The sequence below is a fragment of the Streptomyces sp. NPDC030143 genome, assembly GCF_055573695.1.
Map to the genome: position 1 here is coordinate 268,070 of NZ_JBVIAY010000003.1, position 23,170 is coordinate 291,239.

General features: G+C 71.3%; 20 protein-coding genes. 10 read left to right on the forward strand and 10 right to left on the reverse strand.

The genetic code is table 11. The features are described 5' to 3' along the window. Positions 1–4: 4 nt before the first annotated feature. The 3 genes from nadD to ACZ4YY_RS07365 form a co-directional block, all read right to left on the reverse strand. Positions 5–631 carry a nicotinate-nucleotide adenylyltransferase gene (nadD, locus tag ACZ4YY_RS07355; RefSeq protein WP_468284765.1) on the reverse strand — a complete coding sequence of 209 codons (627 nt, stop codon included), beginning with the start codon at positions 629–631 and terminating at the stop codon, positions 5–7. Positions 632–710: 79 nt separating this feature from the next. Next, positions 711–875, reverse strand: a complete 165-nt coding sequence (locus ACZ4YY_RS07360) for a hypothetical protein (protein WP_468284767.1) — start codon at positions 873–875, stop codon at positions 711–713. 170 nt (positions 876–1,045) lie between these two features. Next, positions 1,046–1,207, reverse strand: a complete 162-nt coding sequence (locus ACZ4YY_RS07365; protein WP_468284769.1) for a hypothetical protein — start codon at positions 1,205–1,207, stop codon at positions 1,046–1,048. Between the two features lie 155 nt (positions 1,208–1,362). On the opposite strand from ACZ4YY_RS07365, the gene ACZ4YY_RS07370 reads away from it, so the two are divergent. Further along, positions 1,363–2,457: a M48 family metallopeptidase gene (locus tag ACZ4YY_RS07370; RefSeq protein ID WP_468284771.1), complete on the forward strand. Its 1,095-nt coding sequence runs from the start codon at positions 1,363–1,365 to the stop codon at positions 2,455–2,457. A 152-nt stretch (positions 2,458–2,609) separates the two neighbouring features. Here ACZ4YY_RS07370 and ACZ4YY_RS07375 read toward each other — a convergent pair whose 3' ends face one another. From ACZ4YY_RS07375 to rfbA, 7 genes are all read right to left on the reverse strand, one after another. After that, positions 2,610–3,728 carry an SCO2583 family membrane protein gene (locus ACZ4YY_RS07375; RefSeq protein ID WP_468284772.1) on the reverse strand — a complete coding sequence of 373 codons (1,119 nt, stop codon included), beginning with the start codon at positions 3,726–3,728 and terminating at the stop codon, positions 2,610–2,612. Positions 3,729–3,827: 99 nt separating this feature from the next. Beyond that, positions 3,828–4,397, reverse strand: coding sequence for an SCO2584 family spore wall biosynthesis protein (locus ACZ4YY_RS07380; protein WP_468284773.1), 570 nt, complete (start codon positions 4,395–4,397; stop codon positions 3,828–3,830). Between the two features lie 131 nt (positions 4,398–4,528). Beyond that, a complete protein-coding gene (locus ACZ4YY_RS07385; protein WP_468284774.1) occupies positions 4,529–5,815 on the reverse strand; it encodes a glutamate-5-semialdehyde dehydrogenase in 1,287 nt (428 codons plus the stop codon). Positions 5,816–6,317: 502 nt separating this feature from the next. Beyond that, a complete protein-coding gene (locus ACZ4YY_RS07390; RefSeq protein ID WP_468284775.1) occupies positions 6,318–6,827 on the reverse strand; it encodes a hypothetical protein in 510 nt (169 codons plus the stop codon). Positions 6,828–6,987: 160 nt separating this feature from the next. Further along, positions 6,988–8,094 (reverse strand): glutamate 5-kinase, encoded by a 1,107-nt coding sequence (gene proB / locus ACZ4YY_RS07395; RefSeq protein WP_468285277.1) that lies wholly within the window; start codon positions 8,092–8,094, stop codon positions 6,988–6,990. A gap of 375 nt (positions 8,095–8,469) precedes the next feature. Then, entirely contained in the window at positions 8,470–9,075 is a 606-nt protein-coding gene (gene rfbC / locus ACZ4YY_RS07400) for a dTDP-4-dehydrorhamnose 3,5-epimerase (protein WP_468284777.1), read from the reverse strand. Positions 9,076–9,095: 20 nt separating this feature from the next. Then, complete coding sequence (gene rfbA, locus ACZ4YY_RS07405) at positions 9,096–9,965, reverse strand: glucose-1-phosphate thymidylyltransferase RfbA (protein ID WP_468284779.1); 870 nt, start codon at positions 9,963–9,965, stop codon at positions 9,096–9,098. 104 nt (positions 9,966–10,069) lie between these two features. On the opposite strand from rfbA, the gene rfbB reads away from it, so the two are divergent. The 9 genes from rfbB (at position 10,070) to ACZ4YY_RS07450 (ending at position 22,901) form a co-directional block, all read left to right on the forward strand. Continuing rightward, entirely contained in the window at positions 10,070–11,059 is a 990-nt protein-coding gene (gene rfbB / locus ACZ4YY_RS07410) for a dTDP-glucose 4,6-dehydratase (RefSeq protein WP_468284781.1), read from the forward strand. Further along, positions 11,056–11,940: a dTDP-4-dehydrorhamnose reductase gene (gene rfbD / locus ACZ4YY_RS07415; protein ID WP_468284783.1), complete on the forward strand. Its 885-nt coding sequence runs from the start codon at positions 11,056–11,058 to the stop codon at positions 11,938–11,940. The genes rfbB and rfbD overlap by 4 nt, the downstream gene beginning before the upstream one ends. Further along, positions 11,937–13,235, forward strand: a complete 1,299-nt coding sequence (locus ACZ4YY_RS07420) for a lipopolysaccharide biosynthesis protein (RefSeq protein WP_468284785.1) — start codon at positions 11,937–11,939, stop codon at positions 13,233–13,235. The genes rfbD and ACZ4YY_RS07420 overlap by 4 nt, the downstream gene beginning before the upstream one ends. Positions 13,236–13,368: 133 nt before the next feature. Further along, complete coding sequence (locus ACZ4YY_RS07425) at positions 13,369–13,764, forward strand: DUF2304 domain-containing protein (RefSeq protein ID WP_468284787.1); 396 nt, start codon at positions 13,369–13,371, stop codon at positions 13,762–13,764. Further along, positions 13,761–14,489 (forward strand): glycosyltransferase family 2 protein, encoded by a 729-nt coding sequence (locus tag ACZ4YY_RS07430; RefSeq protein ID WP_468284789.1) that lies wholly within the window; start codon positions 13,761–13,763, stop codon positions 14,487–14,489. Before ACZ4YY_RS07425 ends, ACZ4YY_RS07430 begins: the two co-directional genes overlap by 4 nt. Beyond that, a complete protein-coding gene (locus ACZ4YY_RS07435) occupies positions 14,486–15,391 on the forward strand; it encodes a glycosyltransferase family 2 protein (protein WP_468284791.1) in 906 nt (301 codons plus the stop codon). Before ACZ4YY_RS07430 ends, ACZ4YY_RS07435 begins: the two co-directional genes overlap by 4 nt. A gap of 88 nt (positions 15,392–15,479) precedes the next feature. Next, on the forward strand, positions 15,480–17,705 hold the full coding sequence (locus tag ACZ4YY_RS07440) for a bifunctional glycosyltransferase/CDP-glycerol:glycerophosphate glycerophosphotransferase (RefSeq protein ID WP_468284793.1): 2,226 nt from the start codon (positions 15,480–15,482) through the stop codon (positions 17,703–17,705). Between the two features lie 61 nt (positions 17,706–17,766). After that, complete coding sequence (locus tag ACZ4YY_RS07445) at positions 17,767–21,339, forward strand: bifunctional glycosyltransferase/CDP-glycerol:glycerophosphate glycerophosphotransferase (RefSeq protein WP_468284795.1); 3,573 nt, start codon at positions 17,767–17,769, stop codon at positions 21,337–21,339. Beyond that, positions 21,336–22,901 carry a DUF6020 family protein gene (locus ACZ4YY_RS07450; protein ID WP_468284797.1) on the forward strand — a complete coding sequence of 522 codons (1,566 nt, stop codon included), beginning with the start codon at positions 21,336–21,338 and terminating at the stop codon, positions 22,899–22,901. The genes ACZ4YY_RS07445 and ACZ4YY_RS07450 overlap by 4 nt, the downstream gene beginning before the upstream one ends. The last annotated feature ends 269 nt before the right edge of the window (positions 22,902–23,170 follow it).

A 23,170-nucleotide genomic window follows, 5' to 3' on the forward strand; every position in this document is an offset into this window, starting at 1 on the left:
CGGCTCACTCGCCGCGGTACAGCTCGCGCTTGTCGATGTAGCGCACGACTCCGTCCGGCACCAGATACCAGATGGGGTCGCCCTTGGCGACTCTCACGCGGCAGTCCGTGGAGGAGATGGCGAGGGCGGGGACCTCGACGAGGGAGACGCCGCCCTCCGGGAGTCCGGGGTCGTTCAGGTGGTGGCCCGGCCGGGTGACCCCGATGAAGTGCGCCAGGGAGAACAGCTCCACGCTGTCCCGCCAGGTGAGGATCTGGGCGAGGGCGTCGGCACCGGTGATGAAGAAGAGGTCGGTGTCGGGGTTGAGGGCCCGCAGGTCGCGCAGGGTGTCCACGGTGTACGTCGGCCCGCCGCGGTCGATGTCGATGCGGCTCACCGAGAACTGGGGGTTCTCGGCGGTCGCGATGACCGTCATCAGGTAGCGGTCCTCGGCCGGGGAGACCCTCCGGTGGCTCTTCTGCCAGGGCTCACCGGTGGGGACGAACACGACCTCGTCCAGGTGGAACTGCGCGGCGACCTCACTGGCCGCCACGAGGTGGCCGTGGTGGATCGGATCAAACGTCCCGCCCATGACGCCGAGGCGGCGTTTGCCCGGGCTCGACGGGCCGGTAGGCATGTCCTGCTCTCCCATGCGTGCAGACCCTACCGGCCCGACCTGAGGGCCCCGGCCGACGGATGTCCGGAGTGCCCCGGTATGCACATGACGCGCCTCAGCGGTCGCGGTTGAAGCGGGTGGTGATCCACAGCAGCAGCACCAGGATGACGAACGCGCCGCCACCGGTGAGCAGAGGGCTCAGGCTTTCGTGGTTGCCGCCGTGCTCCCCGCCCTCGGCGGCGAGAGTGACGAACTGGGCTGCGGCGCTGTGGAAGCTCATCTTCGGCAGGACCTATCCGGTGTGGGCGGGATAAAGACGTCGGCCCATCGTAAGCGGGCGGCTCGGCGGCCCTCACGCCGACTCCGCCGTCGGGGAGGCGGGCCGCCTCGCGCGAGCGCCCGCCCGCGCCTGTGTCCGCCGCCCGTGGCCCGGGGAACCTTCCGGACGGCTCAGTCGTCCTTCCGCTTGTAACCCCGCAACAGGAACCAGGCCGTGAGCGCACACCCCAGGAGCATCACGATCAACACCACCCGGAGCAGATTCCCCGCTCCCTGCTGCTGGGCGGCGCCGGCGGCCTCGGCGATCCAGGCTGCTGCGGGGTTGTGCTCCATGGCGCGGGACTCCTTCGCTTTCGTGCCCGTCCACCGTAACTCCACCCAGACCGGGCGCTGCTTCGGGGGCGCAAAGGGCCGCACAAGGGTCCGCAAAGGACCTCGTACACAAGGGCCGCACATGCACCGGCCACACACACGCACAGGGGGATGACATGTCCGACGACGGCCACGAGCAGACCGGTCAGGGGAACGTGCCGAGCAGGCAGCGCACGCGCTTCCCGGGAATCTCCTCCCGTGCGTACGAGCACCCGGCCGACCGCTCCGCCCTGGTCGCGCTGCGCAAGCTGAGCGGCTTCGACACCGTCTTCAAGGCACTCAGCGGGCTGCTGCCCGAGCGCAGCCTGCGGCTGCTGTTCCTGTCCGACTCGGTGCGCGTCTCGGACCAGCAGTTCGCGCACCTGAACGACATGCTGCGGGACGCCTGCTACATCCTGGACCTGGAGAAGGTTCCGCCGATGTACGTCAACCAGGACCCGCAGCCGAACGCGATGTGCATCGGCCTGGACGAGCCGATCATCGTCGTCACCACCGGGCTCGTCGAGCTGCTCGACGAGGAGGAGATGCGGGCGGTCGTCGGCCACGAGGTGGGCCACGCCCTGTCCGGGCACTCGGTGTACCGCACGATCCTGCTGTTCCTGACCAACCTGGCCCTGAAGGTCGCCTGGATCCCCCTGGGGAACGTCGCGATCATGGCGATCGTGACCGCGCTGCGCGAGTGGTTCCGCAAGTCGGAGCTGTCGGCCGACCGTGCCGGGCTGCTCGTCGGACAGGACCTCCAGGCCTCGATGCGCGGTCTGATGAAGATCGCCGGCGGGAACCACCTGCACGAGATGAACGTGGACGCGTTCCTCAAGCAGGCCGAGGAGTACGAGGCGGGTGGTGACCTGCGCGACTCCGTGCTGAAGATCCTCAACGTGCTGCCGCGCTCACACCCCTTCACCACCGTGCGCGCCGCCGAGCTGAAGAAGTGGGCGGAGTCCCGGGACTACCAGCGGATCATGGACGGCCACTACCCGCGGCGGTCCGAGGACAAGGACACCTCGGTGACCGACTCGTTCCGCGAGTCGGCGTCGCATTACGCCGACCACGTCAAGAGCTCCAAGGACCCGCTGATGAAGCTGGTCAGTGACATCGCGGGCGGCGCGGGCGGGCTGGGCGGCCGGGTCCGGCGCGGCTTCGACGGCTTCACCGGCTCCGCTCCGCCCAAGGAGCGCCCCACGGACGCCCCGCCCCGCGAGGACGACTGACCCGCGGAGGCACACGGCCCGCGACGGTGTGCCCGCGACGGGCCCGCACCGTCGCGGGCACACCGTACGGTCGCGAGCACGGACCCGGCGGTCGGCAGGTCGGCGGTCGGCGGTCGGCGGTCGGCGGTCGGCGGTCGGCGGTCGGCGAACGGTCACGACCTCGGCTGCCACCCGCTCGGTTGCGGCGCCTTCGGCTGGGGCACCTTCGGCTGGGCGCTCGTCGCCAACGTCCCGCACAGCGCCGTCGCGCCGCCCGTCGCGTACGGGTCCGTGCCGGCGGGGGCTCCGGCCCTGGCCGTCTGTCCGGCGAGCAGGGGCCGCAGGTGGTTGGTGGAGTCGTCCGAGCAGGACAGCGGGCCCGCCTGCACGTACGAGACGATGAGCTGGGTCTGGCGCAGGCGCAGGTCGTCGTGGTCGAAGCGGAAGTGCAGCTCGCGGCGGACGGTGAACAGCGAGACCGGCGCCTTGGCCTCGGCTCCGGCCGGTCGCAGCGCGTACACGAAGGTGTGGTCGGCGGTGACCTCGAGAGTGGCGGAGTCGGCCTCGGCGGCCTGGAGGGTGCCCTGGACGCGGATCCGCTTGTCGGCCAGTTCGGTGCGGGTGGGGTCGAAGCGCACCAGCCATCCGGTCGGCGCGTGCCGTCCGTCCGCCGCCGGGTGGGCGAAGCTCTGGTCGAACTGGTCGAGCTGGTCGGGGTCGAGCAGCACCCGTACGGGTCGCACCTGCTGCCCGGTGAGCACCTCCGGGTACAGGGAGGAGCGCACGACGAACTCCTTCGCGGTGGTCAGGGCGGCGACGACCTGGCTGTCGGAGAAGTGCGCGGTGCGCCGGGAGGCGGGCAGCGGTATCCCCTCGGCGCCGAAGCGGTACTGGGCTGCGGGGCTGTGGGCGAACAGGTACTCGGCGTCGGCCGTGCCGGGGACGGCGCCCTGCGGGGCGAGCGGGATGACCGTCATCCGCAACGGCTCCGCGGGCCGGCGCGCGGCGGGGTTCTGGTAGGGGTTGCGGATCCCCATGTAGATCGCGGTGCCGAAGGCGAGGGCGATCAGCACGACGAGGACGAGCACCTGCCGGGACAGCCCCCGGCGCAGCGGCGGACGGCGACGTACGGCGGGTGCGTGGTCGGCGATGCGTTCCTGTGCGGAGTACTCCTGGAGGCGGGCAGCGCGGACAAACGATTCGTCGAAGACGACGGATCGGTACTCGTCCTCTCCACCGCCACCGGGAGTGCCCTCGGGTGTCCCCTCCGGTGGGTCGCCGGTCCCGCCCATACTTTCAGGGTAGGTCGCGCGGAGCGCGGGTAAACGCTGCGCTGCGGCACAACTTCTGACAGGTGCTCAACCGCCGCGGAGCCCGCCGGCGGCCCCCGTTCAGGGGGTGGGCGGGACCGCCGAGACGGCGGGGTGCGGGGAGAACTCGGCGGAGGCGGCGGGAGCCGATGCTCCGCCCTGTTCCGGTCCGGTCGAGGCGGGTGGCGGTACCTGGTCCCGGCTGTTGGAGGAGGCGCCCCGGTAGACCGCGGCGAAGGCCAGTGCGACCATGCCGACGCCCATCACCACGGCGAGCATCCAGGCGACGGGCCGGTGCCAGCGGACCTGCCTGCCGTAGGTGCCGAAGGCGCCGTCGCGGTCCTCGAGGACGTCGGCGTCGTCGAGGTCGTCGTAGTCCGGATCGTGCCCGAAACCGCCGGGGCCGTAAGGGTCGTCGTAGCGGTCGCCGCGGGCGCGGGCGCGGCGGGCCTCCGTCTCGGAGGCCTCCGCTCTCGCCTCGGCCGCGGCCAGGAGCCGTTCGACGGCGGTCGGCTCGTGCACCACGGCCGCCTGTACGAAGGCCTCGTCGAAGACCACGGAGGCGAACTCTTCGTCCGACACCCCGCGGTCGTGGTCGTCGTCGGGCTCCCAGCCGTCAGGGAACGGCGTGCCCCCCACGTCCTCCGGCACGGATCCAGAGTAGACCTGGGGGGTCATTTTGGGCAGACGGCATGGAAATTCATCCGCCGGGTGAGACGTCTCTCACCCCGCGCCCGCGCTGCACCCTGCGCCTGCCGGGTGCATATGCGACCCCGGTTCCTTCAGCGCCGTACGTGCCCGTCGCCGGTGACGATGTACTTGGTGCTGGTCAGCTCGGGCAGTCCCATCGGGCCGCGGGCGTGCAGTTTCTGCGTGGAGATGCCGATCTCCGCGCCGAAGCCGAACTGGCCGCCGTCGGTGAAGCGGGTCGAGGCGTTCACGGCGACCGTGGTGGAGTCGACCAACTGGGTGAAGCGGCGGGCGGCCTGCTGCGAGGTGGTGACGATGGCCTCGGTGTGGCCGGAGGTCCACAGCCGGATGTGCTCGACGGCCCTGTCCAGCGAGTCGACGACCGCGGCGGCGATGTCGTGGGAGAGGTACTCGGTCTCCCAGTCCTCCGCGACCGCCTCGACGACGGTGGCCCGGGAGTTCTTGGCGTAGGCCATGACCCGCTCGTCGGCGTGGACGGTGACGCCGGCCTCGGCGAGGGCGTCGAGGGCGCGCGGCAGGAACTCGGGGGCGATGTCCTGGTGGACCAGCAGGGTCTCGGCGGCGTTGCAGACGCTGACCCGGTGGGCCTTGGAGTTGATCAGGATCTCCACGGCCATGTCGAGGTCGGCGTGGGCGTCGACGTAGACGTGGCAGTTGCCGGTGCCGGTCTCGATCACCGGAACGGTGGACTCGGAGACGACCGTCCGGATCAGTGAGGCGCCGCCACGCGGGATCAGCACGTCGACGAGGCCGCGGGCGCGCATCAGCTCGCGCACGCTGTCGCGGCTCTCCCCCGGCACGAGCTGCACGGCGTCGGCGGGCAGGCCGGCGCCGCCGACGGCGTCACGGATCACCCGGACGAGTGCGGTGTTCGACTCGTAGGCGGAGGCGGAGCCGCGCAGCAGGACGGCGTTGCCGGACTTCAGGCAGAGCGCGGCGGCGTCCACCGTGACGTTCGGGCGGGCCTCGTAGATGATGCCGACGACGCCGAGGGGGACGCGGACCTGGCGCAGGTCGATGCCGTTGGGGAGGGTCGAGCCGCGCACGACCTCGCCGACGGGGTCGGGCAGCGCGACGACGTCCCGCACGTCGGAGGCGATGGCCCGCACCCGCTCGGGGGTCAGGGTCAGCCGGTCGACGATCGCCTCGCTGGTGCCGGCCTCCCGGGCCTTGGCGACGTCCTTGGCGTTGGCCTCGACGATCTCGCTGGTACGAACCTCCAGCGCGTCGGCGATGGCGAGCAGCGCGTCGTCCTTGGCGGCCCGCGGCAGCGGCGCGAGGTCGGCGGCGGCGGCCTTTGCACGGTAGGCGGCCTGGGTGACCGGGGTGAGGGAGTCGTACGGCGAGAGCGTGGTCATACGGGAAGGGTAGTGCGCCGGAGGGGCCTCTTCACGGCTCGTTCCACACCCCGAGACATGCGCCGAGACGCCTCCGCGGCCCCTTCCCCGGGTGGGACGCCGGTAGGACGGAGCCGGTGCGCGCGGCCGGTGGAAGCCGGCGGTGGCCGCCCGGGCGTTCCCCTCGCCGAACCCCTACGGGCGGCGAACCCGGCAGGTGAACCCGGCACGTGAACCCGAAGGGCGGCGAACCCGGCAGAGGAACGGGGCGGGGGCGCCCTCCACGGGTGGACCTGACAGCGGTCGACCCCACAGAGGGGGACCCGACCGGCGCGCGAACCCCCACAAAGCAAACCTGACAGGTGAACCCGGCGCGGCGACCCCGTGGGGCGTGGACCCAGGCAGAAGCGAACCCCACCGGGCGAACCCCGACGGGCGAACCCGCCCGGCGCAAGCCGCAGGGGGAGCCCCGCGGGGACGCCCGGTGGGGAGGGCCGGGGGGCGGGACCCCGTCGGGCACGACTCAGTAGGGGTGGACCCCGACGGGGGTGGCCGGTGGCGGGCCGTAGCCCTCGGCGATGCGCTGGTGGTAGGTCTGGCGGTCGATGACCTCCAGGCCGACGATCTCCCACGGCGGCAGTCCGGCCGTCTGACGGTGTTCGCCCCACAGGCGCAGGGCGACGGCGGCCGCGTCGTGCAGGTCGCGGGCCTCCTCCCAGTAGCGGATCTCCGCGTGGTCGACGGCGTAGCGGCTGGTCAGGAGGAAGGGGTGGTCGTGGGCGAGCTGTTCGAGGGCGCGCCGCACCTCGCTCAGCGGGGCTCTGCCGCCGGAGACGCTCAGCGTGACGTGCCAGAGCCGGGGCAGGTCCCCCGGGCGTGGACCCTCCGGCCCGTCGCCGTGCGGTTCCCGGTAGTGGTCCCCGGCCGCGACGCTGGTCAGGGCGCGCTCCTCGCCGGCCGTCCGCGCGGACGCCGTCCCCGTGCCGCCGGTACTGCCACGGGCCGCCGCCACCCCAGGGCGCACTCGTCTCACGACGGCCTCCTTTACGCAGCGCTCGTGCGGAACGTGTCCCGCGGAATGTGTCCCAGCAACAAAGTTGAGCAGGCCGCACGGCTCCGCGGGGCGGTTTCACGGAACGTCCCCCACCGGTACGGACCGTTCGAGGGCGTCCGGGAGAGGACGTTCGAGTGCCTCAGGGGTGCAGGATCACCAGGTCGTCCCGGTGGACGACCTCCCGCTCGTACTCGGCGCCCAGCTCGCGGGCGAGGTCCCGGGTGGACCGCCCGATCAGCCGGGGGATCTCCTTGGCGTCGAAGTTGACGAGACCGCGGGCGACCGCGTGTCCCCGGCCGTCGCGCAGCTCGACGGGGTCGCCCGCGCTGAACTCGCCCTCGACGGCCGCGATCCCGGCGGGCAGGAGCGAGGTGCGGCGCTCGACGACCGCGCGGACCGCCCCGTCGTCCAGGGTGAGCGAGCCCTGCGGGGTGGAGGCGTGCTGGAGCCACAGCAGCCGGTCGGCGGAGCGCTTGCCGGTGGGGTGGAAGTAGGTGCCGGTGTCGCCGCCGGTCAGGGCGTCGGCCGCGTGGACGGCGCTGGTCAGAACGACGGGGATGCCCGCGGCGGCCGCGATCCGGGCGGCCTCGACCTTGGTGACCATGCCGCCGGTGCCGACGCCCGCCTTGCCTGCGCTGCCGATCTCGACGCCCGCGAGGTCGGCGGGTTCGTGAACCTCCGCGATCCGCGAGGTGCCGGGTCGGCCGGGGTCGCCGTCGTACACGCCGTCCACGTCGGACAGCAGGACCAGCAGGTCGGCGTGGACGAGGTGGGCGACGAGCGCGGCGAGGCGGTCGTTGTCGCCGAAGCGGATCTCGTCGGTGGCGACGGTGTCGTTCTCGTTGACGATCGGCAAGGCACCCATGGCGAGGAGCTTGTCCAGGGTGCGGGAGGCGTTGCGGTGGTGGGCCCGGCGGCTCATGTCGTCGGACGTCAGCAGCACCTGGCCGACGCGGACGCCGTAGCGGGCGAAGGAGGCCGTGTAGCGGGCGACCAGCAGGCCCTGGCCGACGCTGGCGGCGGCCTGCTGGCGGGCGAGGTCCCTGGGCCGGCGCCGCAGGCCCAGCGGGGCGAGGCCGGCGGCGATGGCACCGGAGGAGACGAGGACGATCTCCTTCTCTCCCCCGCTGCGGCTCTTGGCGAGGACGTCGACGAGCGCGTCGACGCGGTCGGCGTCCAGTCCGCCGGAGGCGGTGGTCAGCGACGAGGAGCCCACCTTCACCACGATCCTGCGAGCTGCCACCACGCGCTGCCTTGCCACTGTCACCTGCGTCGTCCTCACTCGGCGGTCCCTCGCGCCGCGTACATCGCCGGCACGGCACGCCAGGCAATCTACGCGAGAGAGAGGGAACACCGCCTTTTCGTTTCGCCGGTCGGACGAGGAGGCTTCCCGGAGCCGGTCGGACGAGGAGGCTTCCCGGAGCCGGCGGAGCCGGTCAGCCCGGGCGGCAGGATCACTGCCGCCCCGGCCCCGGCAGAAGCACGCGGGCCCGGGGACAGGTGAGCCCGGCACGAAAGACCCGGCACGGCGACACAGGCACCCGCCACCAAAACCCGGCGCGGCGACACAGGCACGCGCCGCAGCGACGCGGGGAGCCCGGAGAGGCCGGGCTCCCCGGGGTCAGCCCCGGTCGGCCAGCGACGCGCGGAAGGCCACGCACTCCTCGTACACCGGCAGGATCCCCGCCTCGCGCGCCTCGGCCAGCGTCGGGCCCTGGGCGTCCTTGGCCGACAGCTCGGGTTCGCCGGCGACCGGCCACTCGATGCCGATGGCCGGGTCGAGGGGGTGGACGGTCCGCTCGCGCCGGGGGGCGTAGCCCTCGGAGCAGAGGTAGGTGACGGTGGCGTCGTCGGTCAGCGCGCAGAAACCGTGACCGAGGCCCTCGGACAGGTAGACGGCCCGGCGCTCCTGGTCGTCGAGGCGCACCGTCTCCCACCGGCCGAAGGTCGGCGAGCCGACCCGCACGTCGACGATCACGTCGAGCACGGCGCCGCGCACACAGGTCACGTACTTCGCCTGCCCGGGGGGCACGTCGGCGAAGTGGATGCCGCGCACGACACCGGCCGCGGAGACGGAGAGGTTGCCCTGCTTCAGGTCGAGCGGGTGGCCGACGGCCTCGGCCATGTGCTCGGCCTTGTACCACTCCAGGAAGAGGCCGCGGGCGTCCCCGTGCTGCTGGGGGACGAACTCCCAGGCGCCCTCGATGCCGAGGGGGTTCACCTTCATCGGATCCGGTCCGTCCTCTCTCAGGCGCCGTGTGCGAGCAGGTCGAGCAGGTAGTCGCCGTACCCGCTCTTGGTGAGCGGTTCGGCCAGCTCGCGCAGCCGGGTGTCGTCGATGAACCCGGAGCGCCAGGCGGCCTCCTCGAGGCAGCCGATCTTCATGCCCTGGCGCTCCTCGACCACCCGCACGTACTCGGAGGCCTGGACGAGGGACTGGAAGGTGCCGGTGTCGAGCCAGACGGTGCCCCGGTCGAGGACCGAGACCTGCAGCTCGCCGCGGTCGAGGTAGTACTTGTTGACGTCGGTGATCTCCAGCTCGCCGCGTCCGCTGGGCTCGAGGCCCTTGGCGACCTCGACGACCCGGCTGTCGTAGAAGTACAGGCCCGGCACCGCGTAGCGGGACTTGGGCTGCTTCGGCTTCTCCTCGATCGAGCGGGCGCGGCCCTGCTCGTCGAAGTCGACGACGCCGTACGCGGTCGGGTCGGAGACGGCGTGGGCGAAGACCACACCGCCCTCGGGCTCGGTGTAGCGGGCGAGCTGCCGGCCGAGGCCGACGCCGTGGAAGATGTTGTCGCCGAGGATCAGCGCGACGGACTCGTCGCCGATGAATTCCTCGCCGATGACGAATGCCTCGGCAATTCCGTTGGGCTGCTCCTGCGTGGCGAACTCGATGTTCAGCCCGAGATCCGAGCCGTCACCCAGAAGGCGCTCGAACTGGGGGCGCTCGACGGGACCCGTGATGATCAGGATGTCCCGCAGCCCGGCCATGACCAGGGTGGACAGGGGGTAATAGATCATCGGCTTGTCGAAGACCGGCATCAGCTGTTTCGACACCGCACGGGTGATCGGCCACAGTCGGGAACCGGTACCACCGGCGAGCAGAATTCCACGCATGAGCACGCAGCCTACGGCAGGGCCCGAACCGCTTCGGACACCCCTCCCGTGACGACGGTCACGGACACGAGGGCCGAGACGGTGCCCATACAATGCTGGTTCTTATGAAGATTCTAGTCACCGGCGGCGCCGGGTTCATCGGTTCACAGTTCGTGCGCGCACTGCTTCTCGGCGAGCTGCCCTCGGGCGACGGCGCCCAGGTCACGGTCCTGGACAACCTGACCTACTCCGGCAACGAGGACAACCTCGCGCCGGTGGCCGACAAGGCGGGTTACACCTTCGTCCACGGCGACATCCGCGACGTCGCGACGGTCGACGACGTGATGCGCGGCCAGGACGCGGTGGTGCACTTCGCCGCCGAGTCTCACGTGGACCGCTCGATCGCGGACTCCTCGCCGTTCGTGACCACGAACGTGCTGGGCACCCAGGTGCTGCTCGACGCCGCGAAGCGGCACGGTGTGAGCCGGTTCGTCCACGTCTCCACGGACGAGGTGTACGGCTCGATCGCCGAGGGCTCGTGGACCGAGGACTGGCCGCTGGCGCCGAACTCGCCGTACTCGGCCTCGAAGGCCGGCTCGGACCTGCTCGCGCTGTCGTACCACCGCACGCACGGCATGGACGTCGTGGTCACCCGCTGCTCCAACAACTACGGGCAGTACCACTTCCCCGAGAAGATGATCCCGCTGTTCACCACGAACCTGCTGGACGGCAAGAAGGTGCCGCTGTACGGCGAGGGTCTGAACGTGCGCGACTGGCTGCACGTCTCCGACCACTGCCGGGGCATCGAGATGGTGCTGCGCGGCGGCCGGGCCGGTGAGGTCTACCACATCGGCGGCGGCACCGAGGTGACCAACAAGGAGCTCACCGGCATGCTCCTCGAGGCCTGCGGCGCGGGCTGGGACATGGTGGAGCACGTCGCCGACCGCAAGGGCCACGACCTGCGCTACTCCCTGTCGATCGCCAAGATCCAGGAGGAGCTCGGCTACCGGCCGCTCGTCACGTTCGAGCAGGGCCTGGCCGACACCGTCCAGTGGTACCGCGACAACCGCGCCTGGTGGGAGCCGCTGAAGGCGAAGGCGGCGCTTCCGCAATGACCCGCTGGCTGATCACCGGCGCGGGCGGCATGCTCGGCCGTGACCTCACCGAGGTGCTCGCCGAGCGGGGCGCGGACACGGTCACCGCGCTCACCCGCCGGGAACTGGACATCACCGACGCCGCCGCGGTGCGCGCCGCGGTGGCCGGCCACGACGTCGTGGTGAACACCGCCGCGTGGACCGACGTGGACGGCGCCGAGTCCGAGGAGGCAGCCGCCACCCGGATCAACGGCGAGGGCCCGCGGGTGCTCGCCGAGGCGTGCGCGGAGGGCGACGCCGCGCTCATACAGGTCTCCACCGACTACGTCTTCCCCGGCGACGCCACCGAGCCGTACCCGCACGACGCCCCGACCTCGCCGGTGAACGCCTACGGGCGCGGCAAGCTCGTCGGCGAGCGGGCGGTCACCGGGCTGCTGCCCGAGCGCGGCTACGTGGTGCGCACGGCGTGGCTGTACGGCGCCCACGGGCGCAACTTCGTCGCGACCATGCTGAACCTGGCCGGCCGGCACGAGACGGTGGACGTGGTCGACGACCAGCGCGGCCAGCCGACCTGGACCGTCGCGCTCGCCCGCCAGATCGCCGACCTGGGCGAGGCGGCCGTTGCGGGCAGGGCGCCGGCCGGGGTCTACCACGGCACCGCGTCCGGCACGGGCACCTGGTTCGACCTGGCCCGGGCCGCGTTCGAGCTGACCGGCCTGGACCCCGAGCGGGTGCGCCCGACGACCTCGGAGAAGTTCGTGCGGCCGGCCCGTCGGCCCGCGTTCAGCGTGCTCGCGCACGACCGGTGGGCCCAGGCGGGTGTGGCGGTTCAGCCGCACTGGCGCGACCAGCTCGCCGAGGCCCTGAAGGTGATCGCTCCGGGCGGGCGGACGGACGCGTGAGTCTCCTCGACCGCATCACCACGGCACTGCCCCAGGGCACGGCCTTCGTGGGCGCCGGGACGGCGGTGCTCGGCGCCGCCAGCTACGTCCATCTGGCGGCGGCGGGTCACACCCTCGCCGTCGACGACATGGCGAGCTTCTCGGTCCTGTGGACGGTGGTCTTCTCCATCGGCCTCGGGCTGTTCTTCCCGGTCGAGCAGGAGATCACCCGACTCGTGGCCGGCCGCGTGGTGCGCGGCGACGGGGCGCTGCCGGTGCTGCGGCGCGGTGCGGTGCTCTCGCTCGGGCTGCTCGCGGTGGTGCTCGTCCCGCTCGCGCTGTTCGCCCGGCGGATCGCCGACGTGTTCTTCCACGGGGACACGAGCCTGGTGCTCGCTCTCGGCGGGGCGTTCGCGTCGCTGGCCGTGGCGTACGTGACGCGGGGTGTGCTGGCCGGGCTGGGCCGTTTCCAGGCGTACGGGGTGCAGCTCGGTCTGGACGGTCTGCTGCGGATCGTGCTGTCCGGGGCGCTGGCGGTGGCCGGTGTGCAGTCGGTGTTCGCCTTCGCGGCGGTGCTCACGGCGGCCCCGCTGCTGTCGGTGCTCGCGACGCTCGGCCCGGTCTTCAAGGGGGCGCGACCGGGTGCGCCGGCGCACTGGCGTGACCTGATCGAGCACCTCGGGCTGCTCGTCGGATCCACTCTTCTGGCCCAGTTGCTGGTCAACATCGCGGTGATCAGCACCAAGTTGATCTCGACGGACAACGACGCGCTGGTCGCGGCGCTGCTGTCGGCGCTGGTGCTGGCCCGGGTGCCGCTGTTCGTCTTCGGTGCCTTCCAGGTGTCGCTGCTCGCCGGCCTGTCGTCGGCGGCGGCCGAAGGGGACACCCAGGGTTACCGGCGGCTGCTGCTGCGGGCCGCGACGATCACCGGCGGGCTGGGGGTGGCCGGCGGGATCGGCGCGGTGGCGCTCGGACCGGTGCTGCTGCCGGCGGTGTTCGGGGCGCCGGACGTGCTCGGGGCGACGGACTTCGCCTGGCTCTCGCTCGGCACGACCCTGTACATGCTGGCCATGGTGCTGGGCCAGGCGCTGCTGACGAGCGGCGGGGCTCGCATGCAGCTCATGGCGTGGATCGTCGGTACGGTGGTACTGGTGGCGGTCACGCTGAGTTCGCTCGAGCTGCGCACCCGGGTCGAGGTGGCATACACCGCCGGGTCGTTCGCGGTGGTCACCTTCATGACTCTGGTTGTTCGCTCTCGTGTAGGCTACCGCTCGCTGCATTCATCAAAGCGATCATCATTCGATCACTCTCCGTAAGCATTACGGCGGACAACGGACTGCAGTCGACGGCCTCCGTCTGTGGCCGTGCGCACCGGCACATCCCCTGGTACACCCCTTGGAAGAGTAGACAGGCCCTTTCCATGAGTCGTCCGATACACCGGAGTGCGGCATGAAGTTGTGGATGCTGACCTCGGTCACCGGAGTCATTCTCGTCCTGTGCATCGTCGAGCTACTGCGCCGCCGCAAGCTCAAGGAGAAGTACGCGTTCCTGTGGGTGCTCACCGGCCTGGTGATCATTCCGCTCGGCTTCTTCCCCTCCGGTCTGGACTCGGTGGCCCGTGTGGTCGGGGTGGCCTCGGGCGTCAGCCTGATCCTGTTCCTGAGCGTGGCGTTCCTCTTCATCGTCTGCCTCCAGCTCAGCTGGGAGGTCGGCCACCTGGAGGAGGAGGGCCGCACGCTCTCCGAGGAGGTGGCGCTGCTCCGGATCGACGTCCAGGAGCTGCGGGCCCGGCTCGCCGAGCAAGAGGCCCCGACCGCATCTGCCGAACGGGGGAGCGCGAAGTGATCGACGGCAAGCGTGTACTGATCATCATGCCCGCGCTGAACGAGGCGGAGGGCGTGGCCGACGTCGTCAAGGAGGTCCACACCGCGCTTCCGGGTGCGGACGTCCTCGTCGTGGACGACGGCTCCACCGACGAGACGGCGGCCGTCGCCCGCGCCGCCGGCGCGACCGTGATGAGGCTGCCCTACAACCTCGGTGTGGGCGGCGCGATGCGGGCCGGCTACAAGTTCGCGCACGACCGCGGCTACGACGTGGCCATCCAGGTCGACGCCGACGGCCAGCACGACCCGCGCAACGTTCCCGAACTGCTGGCCCGGCTGGACGCCGGCGCCGACCTGGTCATGGGCGCCCGGTTCGCCGGCACCGGCGACTACGAGGCCCGCGGCCCGCGCCGCTGGGCCATGCTCGTCCTCGCCTTCTGGATCTCGCGCATGGCGCGCACCAAGCTCACCGACGTCACTTCCGGCTTCCGCGCCTGCGACCGCGACCTGATCACCGCGTTCGCCCGCTGGTACCCCGTCGAGTACCTCGGCGACACCGTGGAGTCGACGGTCGCCGTGGTACGGGCCGGCTACCGCGTCGAGCAGGTGCCCGTCGCGATGCGCCCCCGGGTGACCGGCACCCCGAGCCAGTCCCCCTGGAAGGCCACCCTCTACCTCGGCCGCATCGGGATGATCCTGCTGCTCGCGTTCACGCGTCGCTCCTCGCTCGGCCGGAAGGGCAAGTGAGGCAGGTGCAGACCCTCGACATCATGCTGCCGCACTACGGCGACACGGGCCTGATGCAGGCCGCCGTGGGCAGCGTGCTCGACCAGACGGACAAGGACTGGCGGCTCACCGTCGTCGACGACGGCCGTGAGGAGGGCGTACCGGAGTGGTTCGCCTCCCTCGGCGACAGCCGCGTCCGCTACCTGCGCAACGAGCAGAACCTCGGCATCACCGGCAACTTCCGCAAGTGCGTGGACCTGGTGGAGTCGACGCACTTCACCATGCTCGGCAGCGACGACCTGCTGCTGCCGACGTACGTCGAGACGATCCGCGCCGCCGTCGAGGCCGAGCCGGACGCGGCGATCTACCAGCCGGGCGTCGAGGTCATCGACGAGAACGGCGCCCCGTCCACCACGCTGGGCGACGAGGTCAAGCGGCGGCTGTACGCGCCGAAGAACAACGGCGAGCGGCTGGTCCTGTCGGGCGAGCCCCTCGCGGCGAATTTGCTCGGCGGCAACTGGCTGTACTTCCCGTCGATCTGCTGGCGCACCGACGCCGTCAGGGCCGTCAACTTCCGCGAGGACCTGTCGGTCATCCAGGACCTGGCGATGATCATCGAGCTGATCCGGCGCGGTGAGAAGCTGGTCGTCGACCCGGCCCTGGCCTTCCGCTACCGGCGCCACTCGGGCAGCCTCTCCTCGGCCGAGGCCCTCACCGGCGCCCGGTTCGGCGAGGCCGTCCGGTTCTTCAACGAGGTGGCCGACGACCTCGACCGGCACGGCTGGCCCAAGGCCGCCCGATCCGCCCGGCGGCACCTGTCCATGCGGCTGCACGCGCTGACCCTGCTCCCCGGAGCGCTGCGCCACCGCCGGTCGGACGCCGTGCGCCGCCTGCTCGGGTACGCCCTGACCAGATCCGAGTGATCGCCTCGCGCGGGGCGGGAGACCACGACCCCCACCGTCCCGCGCCGCATCGCTCCCCGCCTTCCCCCCTGTCGAAAGCCCAGCCCACATGACTCCCACCCCGGCCGAAGAGCAGCAGGCCACCGCACCGCGGTTCAGCATCGTCATCCCGGCGTACGGCGTCGAGGCGTATCTGCGCGACTGCTTCGACTCCGTGCTGAGCCAGTCGTTCAAGGACTTCGAGATCATCGCGGTCAACGACGCCTCGCCCGACGCCTGCGGCGAGATCATGGCCGAGTACGCCGCCGCGGACCCGCGCGTGATGGCGGTGCAGCTCGAGGAGAACGTGGGACTGGGCCGGGCGAGAAACGTGGGCATGGCCCGAGCCAGGGGCACCTACCTGCTGTTCCTCGACAGCGACGACACGATGCTGCCCGGCTCCCTGCTCGCCGTCGCCCGCCGTCTGGAGGAGACCGGCGACCCCGAGCTGCTGGTCTTCGACTACGCCCGCACCTACTGGGACGGCCGGATCTCCCCGAACGCCAAGCGGTCGGTGCTCACCGACGGCCCGCGCGGCGCGTTCCGCCTGGACGACCACCCCGACCTGCTCGGGCTGCTCCAGGTGGCCTGGAACAAGGCGTACCGCCGCGACTTCGTGGAGCGCTGGGGCTTCGAGTACCCGGCGGGCTACTACGAGGACACCCCGTGGACCTACCCGGTGCTGGTGGCCGCCGAGACCGTCGCCGTCCTCGACCGGGTCTGCGTCCACTACCGCCAGCGGCGCCAGGGCAGCATCCTGTCCTCCGCCAGCCGCAAGCACTTCGACGTGTTCGACCAGTACGACCTGGTCTTCGCGTTCCTCGCCGAGCACCCCGAGTTCGCCCGCTGGCAGGGGCCGCTGTTCGAGCGCATGACCTTCCACCTCGGGGTGATCGAGCGGATGCCCGGCCGGCTGCCCGCCGGGGCCCGCGCCGAGTTCCGCGCCCGCCGCCTGGAGGCCGAACGGGCCCACCGCCCGGCGGGCTACCGCGAGCCGAAGGACGGTGGCCGCAAGGAGGCCGCCGCGCGCCGCCGCCCCGCCGACCGGCTCCCGCGCAGGCTGCGCCCCGCCGCCCGCAGGGCCTTCCGCGCCGCGCGCGAGCTGAAGAAGCCGGTGCGCACCGCGGTCCTGATGGCCTACTACCGGGCGCAGCGGATGCTGCCGGTGAAGAAGGACACGGCCGTCTTCGCCGCGTACTGGAACGCCGACTACGCCTGCAACCCGGCGGCCATCCACCAGAAGCTGCGCGAACTCGCCCCGAAGGTCCGCACCACCTGGGTGCTCAAGCCGGGGGCGCGCAACACCCCGCCGCCCGGTACCACCGTCGTGCACCCCGGCTCGTTCCAGTTCTGGCGCGCGATGGCCCGCAGCAAGTACTTCGTCAACAACGTGAACTTCCCCACGCGCGTGGTCAAGCGGCCGGGACAGGTCTTCGTGCAGACCCACCACGGCACACCACTCAAGCGCATGGGCGTCGACCTGGTCGAGTTCCCGCTGGGCCTGGCCGAGCTGGAGATGGACACGCTGATGCAGCGGGTCGACCGCTGGGACTACAGCGTCTCCAGCAACAGCTTCACCACCGCCGTCTGGGACCGGGCCTACCCGTCCACGTACACCTCCCTGGACTACGGCTACCCGCGCAACGACGTCCTGGTGAACGCCACCGACGAGGACCGGGCGCGGGCCCGCGAGAAGCTCGGCCTCGCGCCCGACGCCAAGGTCGTGCTGTACGCGCCGACCCACCGCGACTACATGGCCGTCCCGCGTCCGCTGCTCGACGTGGAGCACCTCGCCGAGCAGCTCGGCGACGGCTTCACCGTGCTGGTGCGGGCGCACTACTTCAACCTGGGCACGGGTCCCGGCTCCGCGGGGGGCTCCGGGATCGTCGACGTCAGCGGGCACCCCTCGGTCGAGGAGCTGTACCTCGCGGCCGACTGTCTGCTGACGGACTACTCGTCGCTGATGTTCGACTACGCCCTGCTCGACCGTCCCATCGTGCTCTTCGCCAACGACTGGGAGACCTACCGGGCCACCCGCGGCACCTACTTCGACATCCACGTCCAGTCTCCCGGCCATGTCGTGGCAACCGAGGAGGACCTTTTGGACGTCTTCCTCTCGGGGCGTTGGTGCGACGACACCTCCGCGAAGGCACGGACGGAGTTCCGCAGGCGGTTCTGCGAGTTCGACGACGGCCGGGCTTCGGAGCGCGTGGTGCGCAGGGTCTTCCTGAACGAGGAGGATGTGCCCCCAGTGGCTCTCTCCCCGGAGCGTCCGGTCCGCCCGGCGCAAGGCTAGAGCTACCGTGTCCGGCAGGTCCGGTCATGACGAACACCTTGAGAAAGGCGCAGTACCCCAGATGCCTCCCCGTCTGTCACTAGTCGTTCCCGTCTACAACGTGGAACTGTTCCTCGACGAGTGCCTGCAGTCGATCGCGGACCAGACGTTCACCGACTGGGAGGCGATCGTCGTGGACGACGGCTCCACGGACGGCAGCCTGGCGATCGCCGAGAGCTGGGCGGAGAAGGACGGGCGGTTCCGCGTCGTCGTCCAGAAGAACAAGGGTCTGGGCCCCGCCCGCAACACCGGTGTCGCCCAGCTGACCGAGGGCACCGAGTTCCTCGCCTTCGTCGACAGCGACGACATCGTGCTGCCCGACGCCTACCAGCGCTGCATCGACAGCCTCGAGGGGTCCGGCTCGGACTTCGTCAGCGGAAACGTCAACCTGCTCAAGGCCGGCGAGATCCTCTTCTCACCGCTGCACCAGAAGCGGCTGCGCACCGACCGCACGCGGACCCACATCCGCCGCGACAAGGACCTCGTTTACGACCGCACCGCCTGGAACAAGGTCTTCCGCCGGTCGTTCTGGGACAAGCACGCCTTCGAGTTCCCCGGCATCCTCTACGAGGACGCCCCGGTCACCCTGCCGGCGCACTTCCTGGCCTCGGCCGTCGACGTCCTCGGCGAGCCCATCTACCTGTGGCGTCAGCGCACCGGTGGTGCCCCCTCCATCACGCAGCGCCGCACCGAGCCGGTCAACGTCCGCGACCGCATAAGGTCGTGCGACTCGGTGAGCCGGTTCCTGGCCTCCCAGCCGGGCGAGGAGTACGCCCGGCACAAGCGCTGGTACGACGAGATCTTCATCACCGACGAGCTGCCGCTCTTCATGGGCGTCCTCGACGAGGCCGGTGAGGAGTTCCGCGACCTGTTCATGTCCGGCGCCGCCGACTTCCTCAGCCGGGTCGACCCGGCCGTCATGCCCCGGCTGCCGGTGGCGCTGCGACTGAAGTGCCACCTGATCCGTGAGGGCCGTCTCGACGAACTCATGGACCTGCTCGCCTTCGAGCGCGAGACCGGCCGGGCCGTCCCGGTGGTCCGCCAGGGTCTGCGCTACTTCGCCGACTACCCGGTGATCGACCAGAAGCGCTCGGTGCCGCGTGCGGTGCTGCGCGTGGACTCCGACTTCTCCGCCCGCGCCCGCGCCGAGGAGATCGCCTGGCGCGACGGCCGTCTGCACATCGACGGCCACGCCTACATCCGCAACCTCGCCGCCGAGCGCCCCCAGCCGACCGCGCTGCGCGTGCTGATGCTGCGCGAGACCGGCAGCCGGCGCACGGTCGTGGTGCGGCCCAACCGCGCCCGCGCCTCGCGCGCCACGCAGACCTCGGGCCAGTCGCTGCACAACTACGACTGGTCGGGCTTCTCCCTCGACCTGGACCCGGCCAAGCTCAAGGCGCGCGGCGGCTGGCGCGACGGCGTGTGGCGGGTCACCGTCGCCACCGTGCAGCAGGGCATCGTGCGCCGTACCCGGCTCAAGGCCGGCGAGAGCGGCAGCGCCGAGAGCCCGTCCCCGTTCTGGGTCGACAAGGACGTGCGGGTCGTCCCGTACATCTCCGACGAGCACCTGTACCTGCGGGTCGAGCGGGTCCGCGCCAAGCTGACCGGCCACCGCGCCGAGGACGGATCGCTGGAGCTGACCGGTGTCCTCGGCCACGAGGCGGCCTCCGGTGCCGCACCGCTCACCCTGCGCCTCACGTACGGATCGTCGGAGGCCACGCTCCAGTACCCGGCGGAGCGCACCGAGGGCCAGGGCTTCTCCGCCCGGGTTCCGCTCTCCGACCTGGACGTCGAGGGCCGCGACTCCAAGAACCTCGAAGTCGTCGACAAGTGGACGGCCGAGCTGGTCGTCGGCGGCGGACGCGCGTTCCCCGTGGCCGTCGAGGCCGGGCGGGGCGACCTGAGCCGGCAGTACCCGCTCGACGGCAAGCCCACCGCCACCTGGGGCGGGCGCACTGCGGCCGTCACCGACGACGGCGTGGGTCGCCTGACGCTGCGCACCCAGCCGGTGCAGCCCATGGTCGACGAGCTCTCCGCCACCCCCGAGGGCCGTGTCGTGCTGCGGGGCACGCTGCCCGTGACCGTGAACGAGCCGGTCGAGGTCGTGGTGCGGCACAGCCGGCACGCCGAGGAACACGCCTACCCGGCCACCGTCTCCGACGGCTCCTTCCACGCCGAGTTCCTGCCGGTGCCGGCCAGCATCAGCGAGGTGCCGCTGCGCCAGGGCCGCTGGTACCTGTTCGCCCGCACCACCCAGAGCCGGATCGAGGTGCCGGTGCGCGCCGTTCCGTCGGCGCTCGGCGGCCTGCCCACACGCTTCACCGTCCGCGGCCGCGACTACGCGCTCACCCACCGCTTCTTCGACCGGCTCCTGGTCGAGGCCGCTCCCGACCTGGGGCCCGAGGAGTTCGGCTGGTTCCGCCAGCGCGAGATGCGCACCGGTCTGTACGCGCAGGCGCGCACGGCACCCCTGCGGGACACGGTCCTGTACGCCTCCTTCTCCGGCCGCCAGTTCTCCGACTCGCCGCGCGCCGTCTACGAGGAGCTGCTGCGTCAGGGTGCCGAGCTGGAGCACGTGTGGGTCGTGGAGGACCGTCGTGCCCAGATCCCCGAGGGCGTCAAGGTCGTGCGGCGCTGGAGCCGTGAGTGGTACGAGGCGCTCGGCCGCAGCCGGTACATCGTCACCAACACGCACCTGCCGCACTGGGTCCGGCGCCGCGAGGGCCAGGTCATCGTGCAGACATGGCACGGCACCCCGCTCAAGCGGATCGGCCACGACATCGACAGCGTCCAGTTCGCGGACCGCAAGTACCTGTCGAAGGTCGCGGAGGAGACGCCGAACTGGAGCTTCCTGGTGTCGCCCAACCGGTTCTCGACGCCGATCATGAAGCGGGCGTTCCAGTACGAGGGCGAGATCCTGGAGTCCGGCTACCCGCGCAACGACGTGCTGCTTTCCGCGAAGACGGAGGACCTGGCGCGGACCGTGCGCGAGCGCATCGGCCTGCCGGAGGGGAAGAAGGTCGTGCTCTACGCGCCGACCTGGCGCGACGACCAGTTCTACCAGGCGGGCAACTACAAGTTCGACCTGCGGATCGACGTGAAGAAGGCCGCCGAGCGTCTCGGCGACGATCATGTGCTCCTCGTCCGCAAGCACTCGAACATCGTCGACGCCGTGCCCGGCGCCGGTGACGGCTTCGTCTTCGACGTGTCCAGCTACCCGGACATCGCCGAGCTGTTCCTGATCACGGATGTGCTGGTCACGGACTACTCGTCGCTCATGTTCGACTTCGCCAACACGGGCCGTCCGATGCTGTTCTTCACGTACGACCTCGAGTACTACCGCGACCAGCTCCGTGGCTTCTACTTCGACTTCGAGAAGCGGGCCCCCGGTCCGCTGCTGCAGACCTCGGACGATCTCGTCGACGCGCTCGCCGACATCGAGCGGATCAGCGTCTCCTACACGGAGGCCTACCGCGAGTTCAAGGACGTGTTCTGCGACCTCGACGACGGGCACGCCGCCGAGCGGGTGATCACCCGGATGCTGAAGCTCGCGCACCCCGACCCCTCGCCCCTCAAGCCCGCGGAGCAGCGTTGAAAGCACCCACGATCCCCCTCGACAGAGCGCGCCTGAAGCAGCGCCTGGAACGGATCCCCGCGCGGCGCCGACTGCCACTGGCCGTCTACGCCACCACGCAGGTGATCTTCCTGATCTGGTGGGCGGCGTTCTACCCGGGCGGGATGAGCTACGACTCCATCGCATACGTGTGGCACGTCACCACCGGCCACTGGATGTCCAACCACTCGGTGGCCTACGACGCCCTGGTGTGGCTGTCGCTCAACATCACCGGTGACCTGGCGCTGCTGACGTTCCTCCAGTCCGTCGCCATGGCGGTGGCGCTGTCCTACGTCACGGTGACGCTGCGGCAGTTCGGGGTCCCGGGCAAGGTGAGCGCGGTGGCCGCGGTCGCGTGCGCGATGCTGCCGTCGATCGGCACGTTCGTCATCTTCGTCTGGAAGGACGTGCCGTTCGTCATCGGCGCGGTCCTGGCCTTCGGTGCGGCCGGGCGGCTCGTGGCACGGCGGATGGGCGGGCGACAGGCCGTCCGGGACAAGGCGTTCCGCAACGAGGTCGCCGTGCTGTTCCTCGGCTTCCTGTGCATGGGCCTGTTCCGCAACAACGGCCTGCTCGTGGCGGTCCTGGCCGCGCCCGTGCTGCTGCTGGTGCTGCCGCGGATGCGTCGGGCGGTGCTGGTCGCCACGGTGATCCCGGCGATGACCGCCGGTCTGCTGCAAACGGTGGTCTATCCCGCGATCGGCGTGATCACGCCGACCAAGGACCAGGTGTACGCGATGAACTACGCGGACATCGCGGTCGTCTACGGCAAGGTGCCGAAGACCTTCACCCAGGCCGACAAGGACCTGATGGCGAAGGTGGCTCCGCTGTCGCACTGGGCGGGCCGGGCGGCCAACTGCTACAACGCGGACTGGGCGATGCGGCCGCCGATGAACCGGAAGAAGGCCGACGAGCTCAACACCCAGCTGCTCGACCTGTGGATGCGGGTGCTCAAGCGCACCCCGGACCAGATGATCTCGGCGCGCATCTGCCGCTCCCACATCGCCTGGTCGCCGTTCCCGGGCCCGGCGGACAAGATGGGCCACACGCTGATCAGCCCTCCGTCCGTGCCGAAGAACCTGTTCGGCTGGGCGGACTGGAACACCGAGATGCGGGACAGCCCGTACCGGCCGATCCTGAAGATCCGCCCGCTGAACGACCAGCTGCACGACGTGGCGTACTTCGTGTGGAAGGCCAGCAAGGTGGCGCAGCTCCAGTGGCTGCTGTTCCGCGGCGGGACCTGGTGCTACGTGGCGTACGCGGTACTGCTGACGTTCTCGCGCCGGCAGCGGTCGTGGGCTCCGGTGGGTCTGATGTCGATCACACTGGCGCTCCAGCTGACGGTGGTGGCGGCGAACCCGGCGCCGCTGGCGCGGTACATGTTCGGGCCGGTGTTCCTGGGCATCCTGGCGCTGCCGCTGCTCGCCGCGAAACCGCGGTTCGGCCGGCGGCACGAGACGGAGTCCGACTCCTCCGGGCCGACCCGCGCGTCGGAGGACTCCTCCGCCGCCGACCGCGACTCACAGCCCGCGCCGGTCGTCTGAGACCGCCGGCGCCCGGCACGGCGAAGGGCCCGCCCGCACCTCCCGAGGGAGGTGCGGGCGGGCCCCTTCGCCGTGCCGGGCAGGCTGAGCCCTTTCGCCGCGCCGGGGGCTGAGCAGCCCCTTCGCCGTGCGAGGGGGCCGAGCAGCCCCTTCACCGCGAGCGGGCTGAGCCTGGCCGTGCCGGGCAGGCTGAGCCCTTTCGCCGCGCCGGGGGCTGAGCAGCCCCTTCGCCGTGCGAGGGGGCCGAGCAGCCCCTTCACCGCGAGCGG

Coding starts and splice junctions, on each gene's coding strand:
- ACZ4YY_RS07425 (WP_468284787.1), top strand. CDS start 13,369: ATGAAGTTGTGGATGCTGACCTCGGTCACCGGAGTCATTCTCGTCCTG.
- ACZ4YY_RS07440 (WP_468284793.1), top strand. CDS start 15,480: ATGACTCCCACCCCGGCCGAAGAGCAGCAGGCCACCGCACCGCGGTTC.
- ACZ4YY_RS07360 (WP_468284767.1), bottom strand. CDS start 875: ATGAGCTTCCACAGCGCCGCAGCCCAGTTCGTCACTCTCGCCGCCGAG.
- rfbC (WP_468284777.1), bottom strand. CDS start 9,075: ATGAAGGTGAACCCCCTCGGCATCGAGGGCGCCTGGGAGTTCGTCCCC.
- nadD (WP_468284765.1), bottom strand. CDS start 631: ATGGGAGAGCAGGACATGCCTACCGGCCCGTCGAGCCCGGGCAAACGC.
- rfbB (WP_468284781.1), top strand. CDS start 10,070: ATGAAGATTCTAGTCACCGGCGGCGCCGGGTTCATCGGTTCACAGTTC.
- ACZ4YY_RS07365 (WP_468284769.1), bottom strand. CDS start 1,207: ATGGAGCACAACCCCGCAGCAGCCTGGATCGCCGAGGCCGCCGGCGCC.
- ACZ4YY_RS07385 (WP_468284774.1), bottom strand. CDS start 5,815: ATGACCACGCTCTCGCCGTACGACTCCCTCACCCCGGTCACCCAGGCC.
- ACZ4YY_RS07445 (WP_468284795.1), top strand. CDS start 17,767: ATGCCTCCCCGTCTGTCACTAGTCGTTCCCGTCTACAACGTGGAACTG.
- ACZ4YY_RS07370 (WP_468284771.1), top strand. CDS start 1,363: ATGTCCGACGACGGCCACGAGCAGACCGGTCAGGGGAACGTGCCGAGC.
- rfbA (WP_468284779.1), bottom strand. CDS start 9,965: ATGCGTGGAATTCTGCTCGCCGGTGGTACCGGTTCCCGACTGTGGCCG.
- rfbD (WP_468284783.1), top strand. CDS start 11,056: ATGACCCGCTGGCTGATCACCGGCGCGGGCGGCATGCTCGGCCGTGAC.
- ACZ4YY_RS07375 (WP_468284772.1), bottom strand. CDS start 3,728: ATGGGCGGGACCGGCGACCCACCGGAGGGGACACCCGAGGGCACTCCC.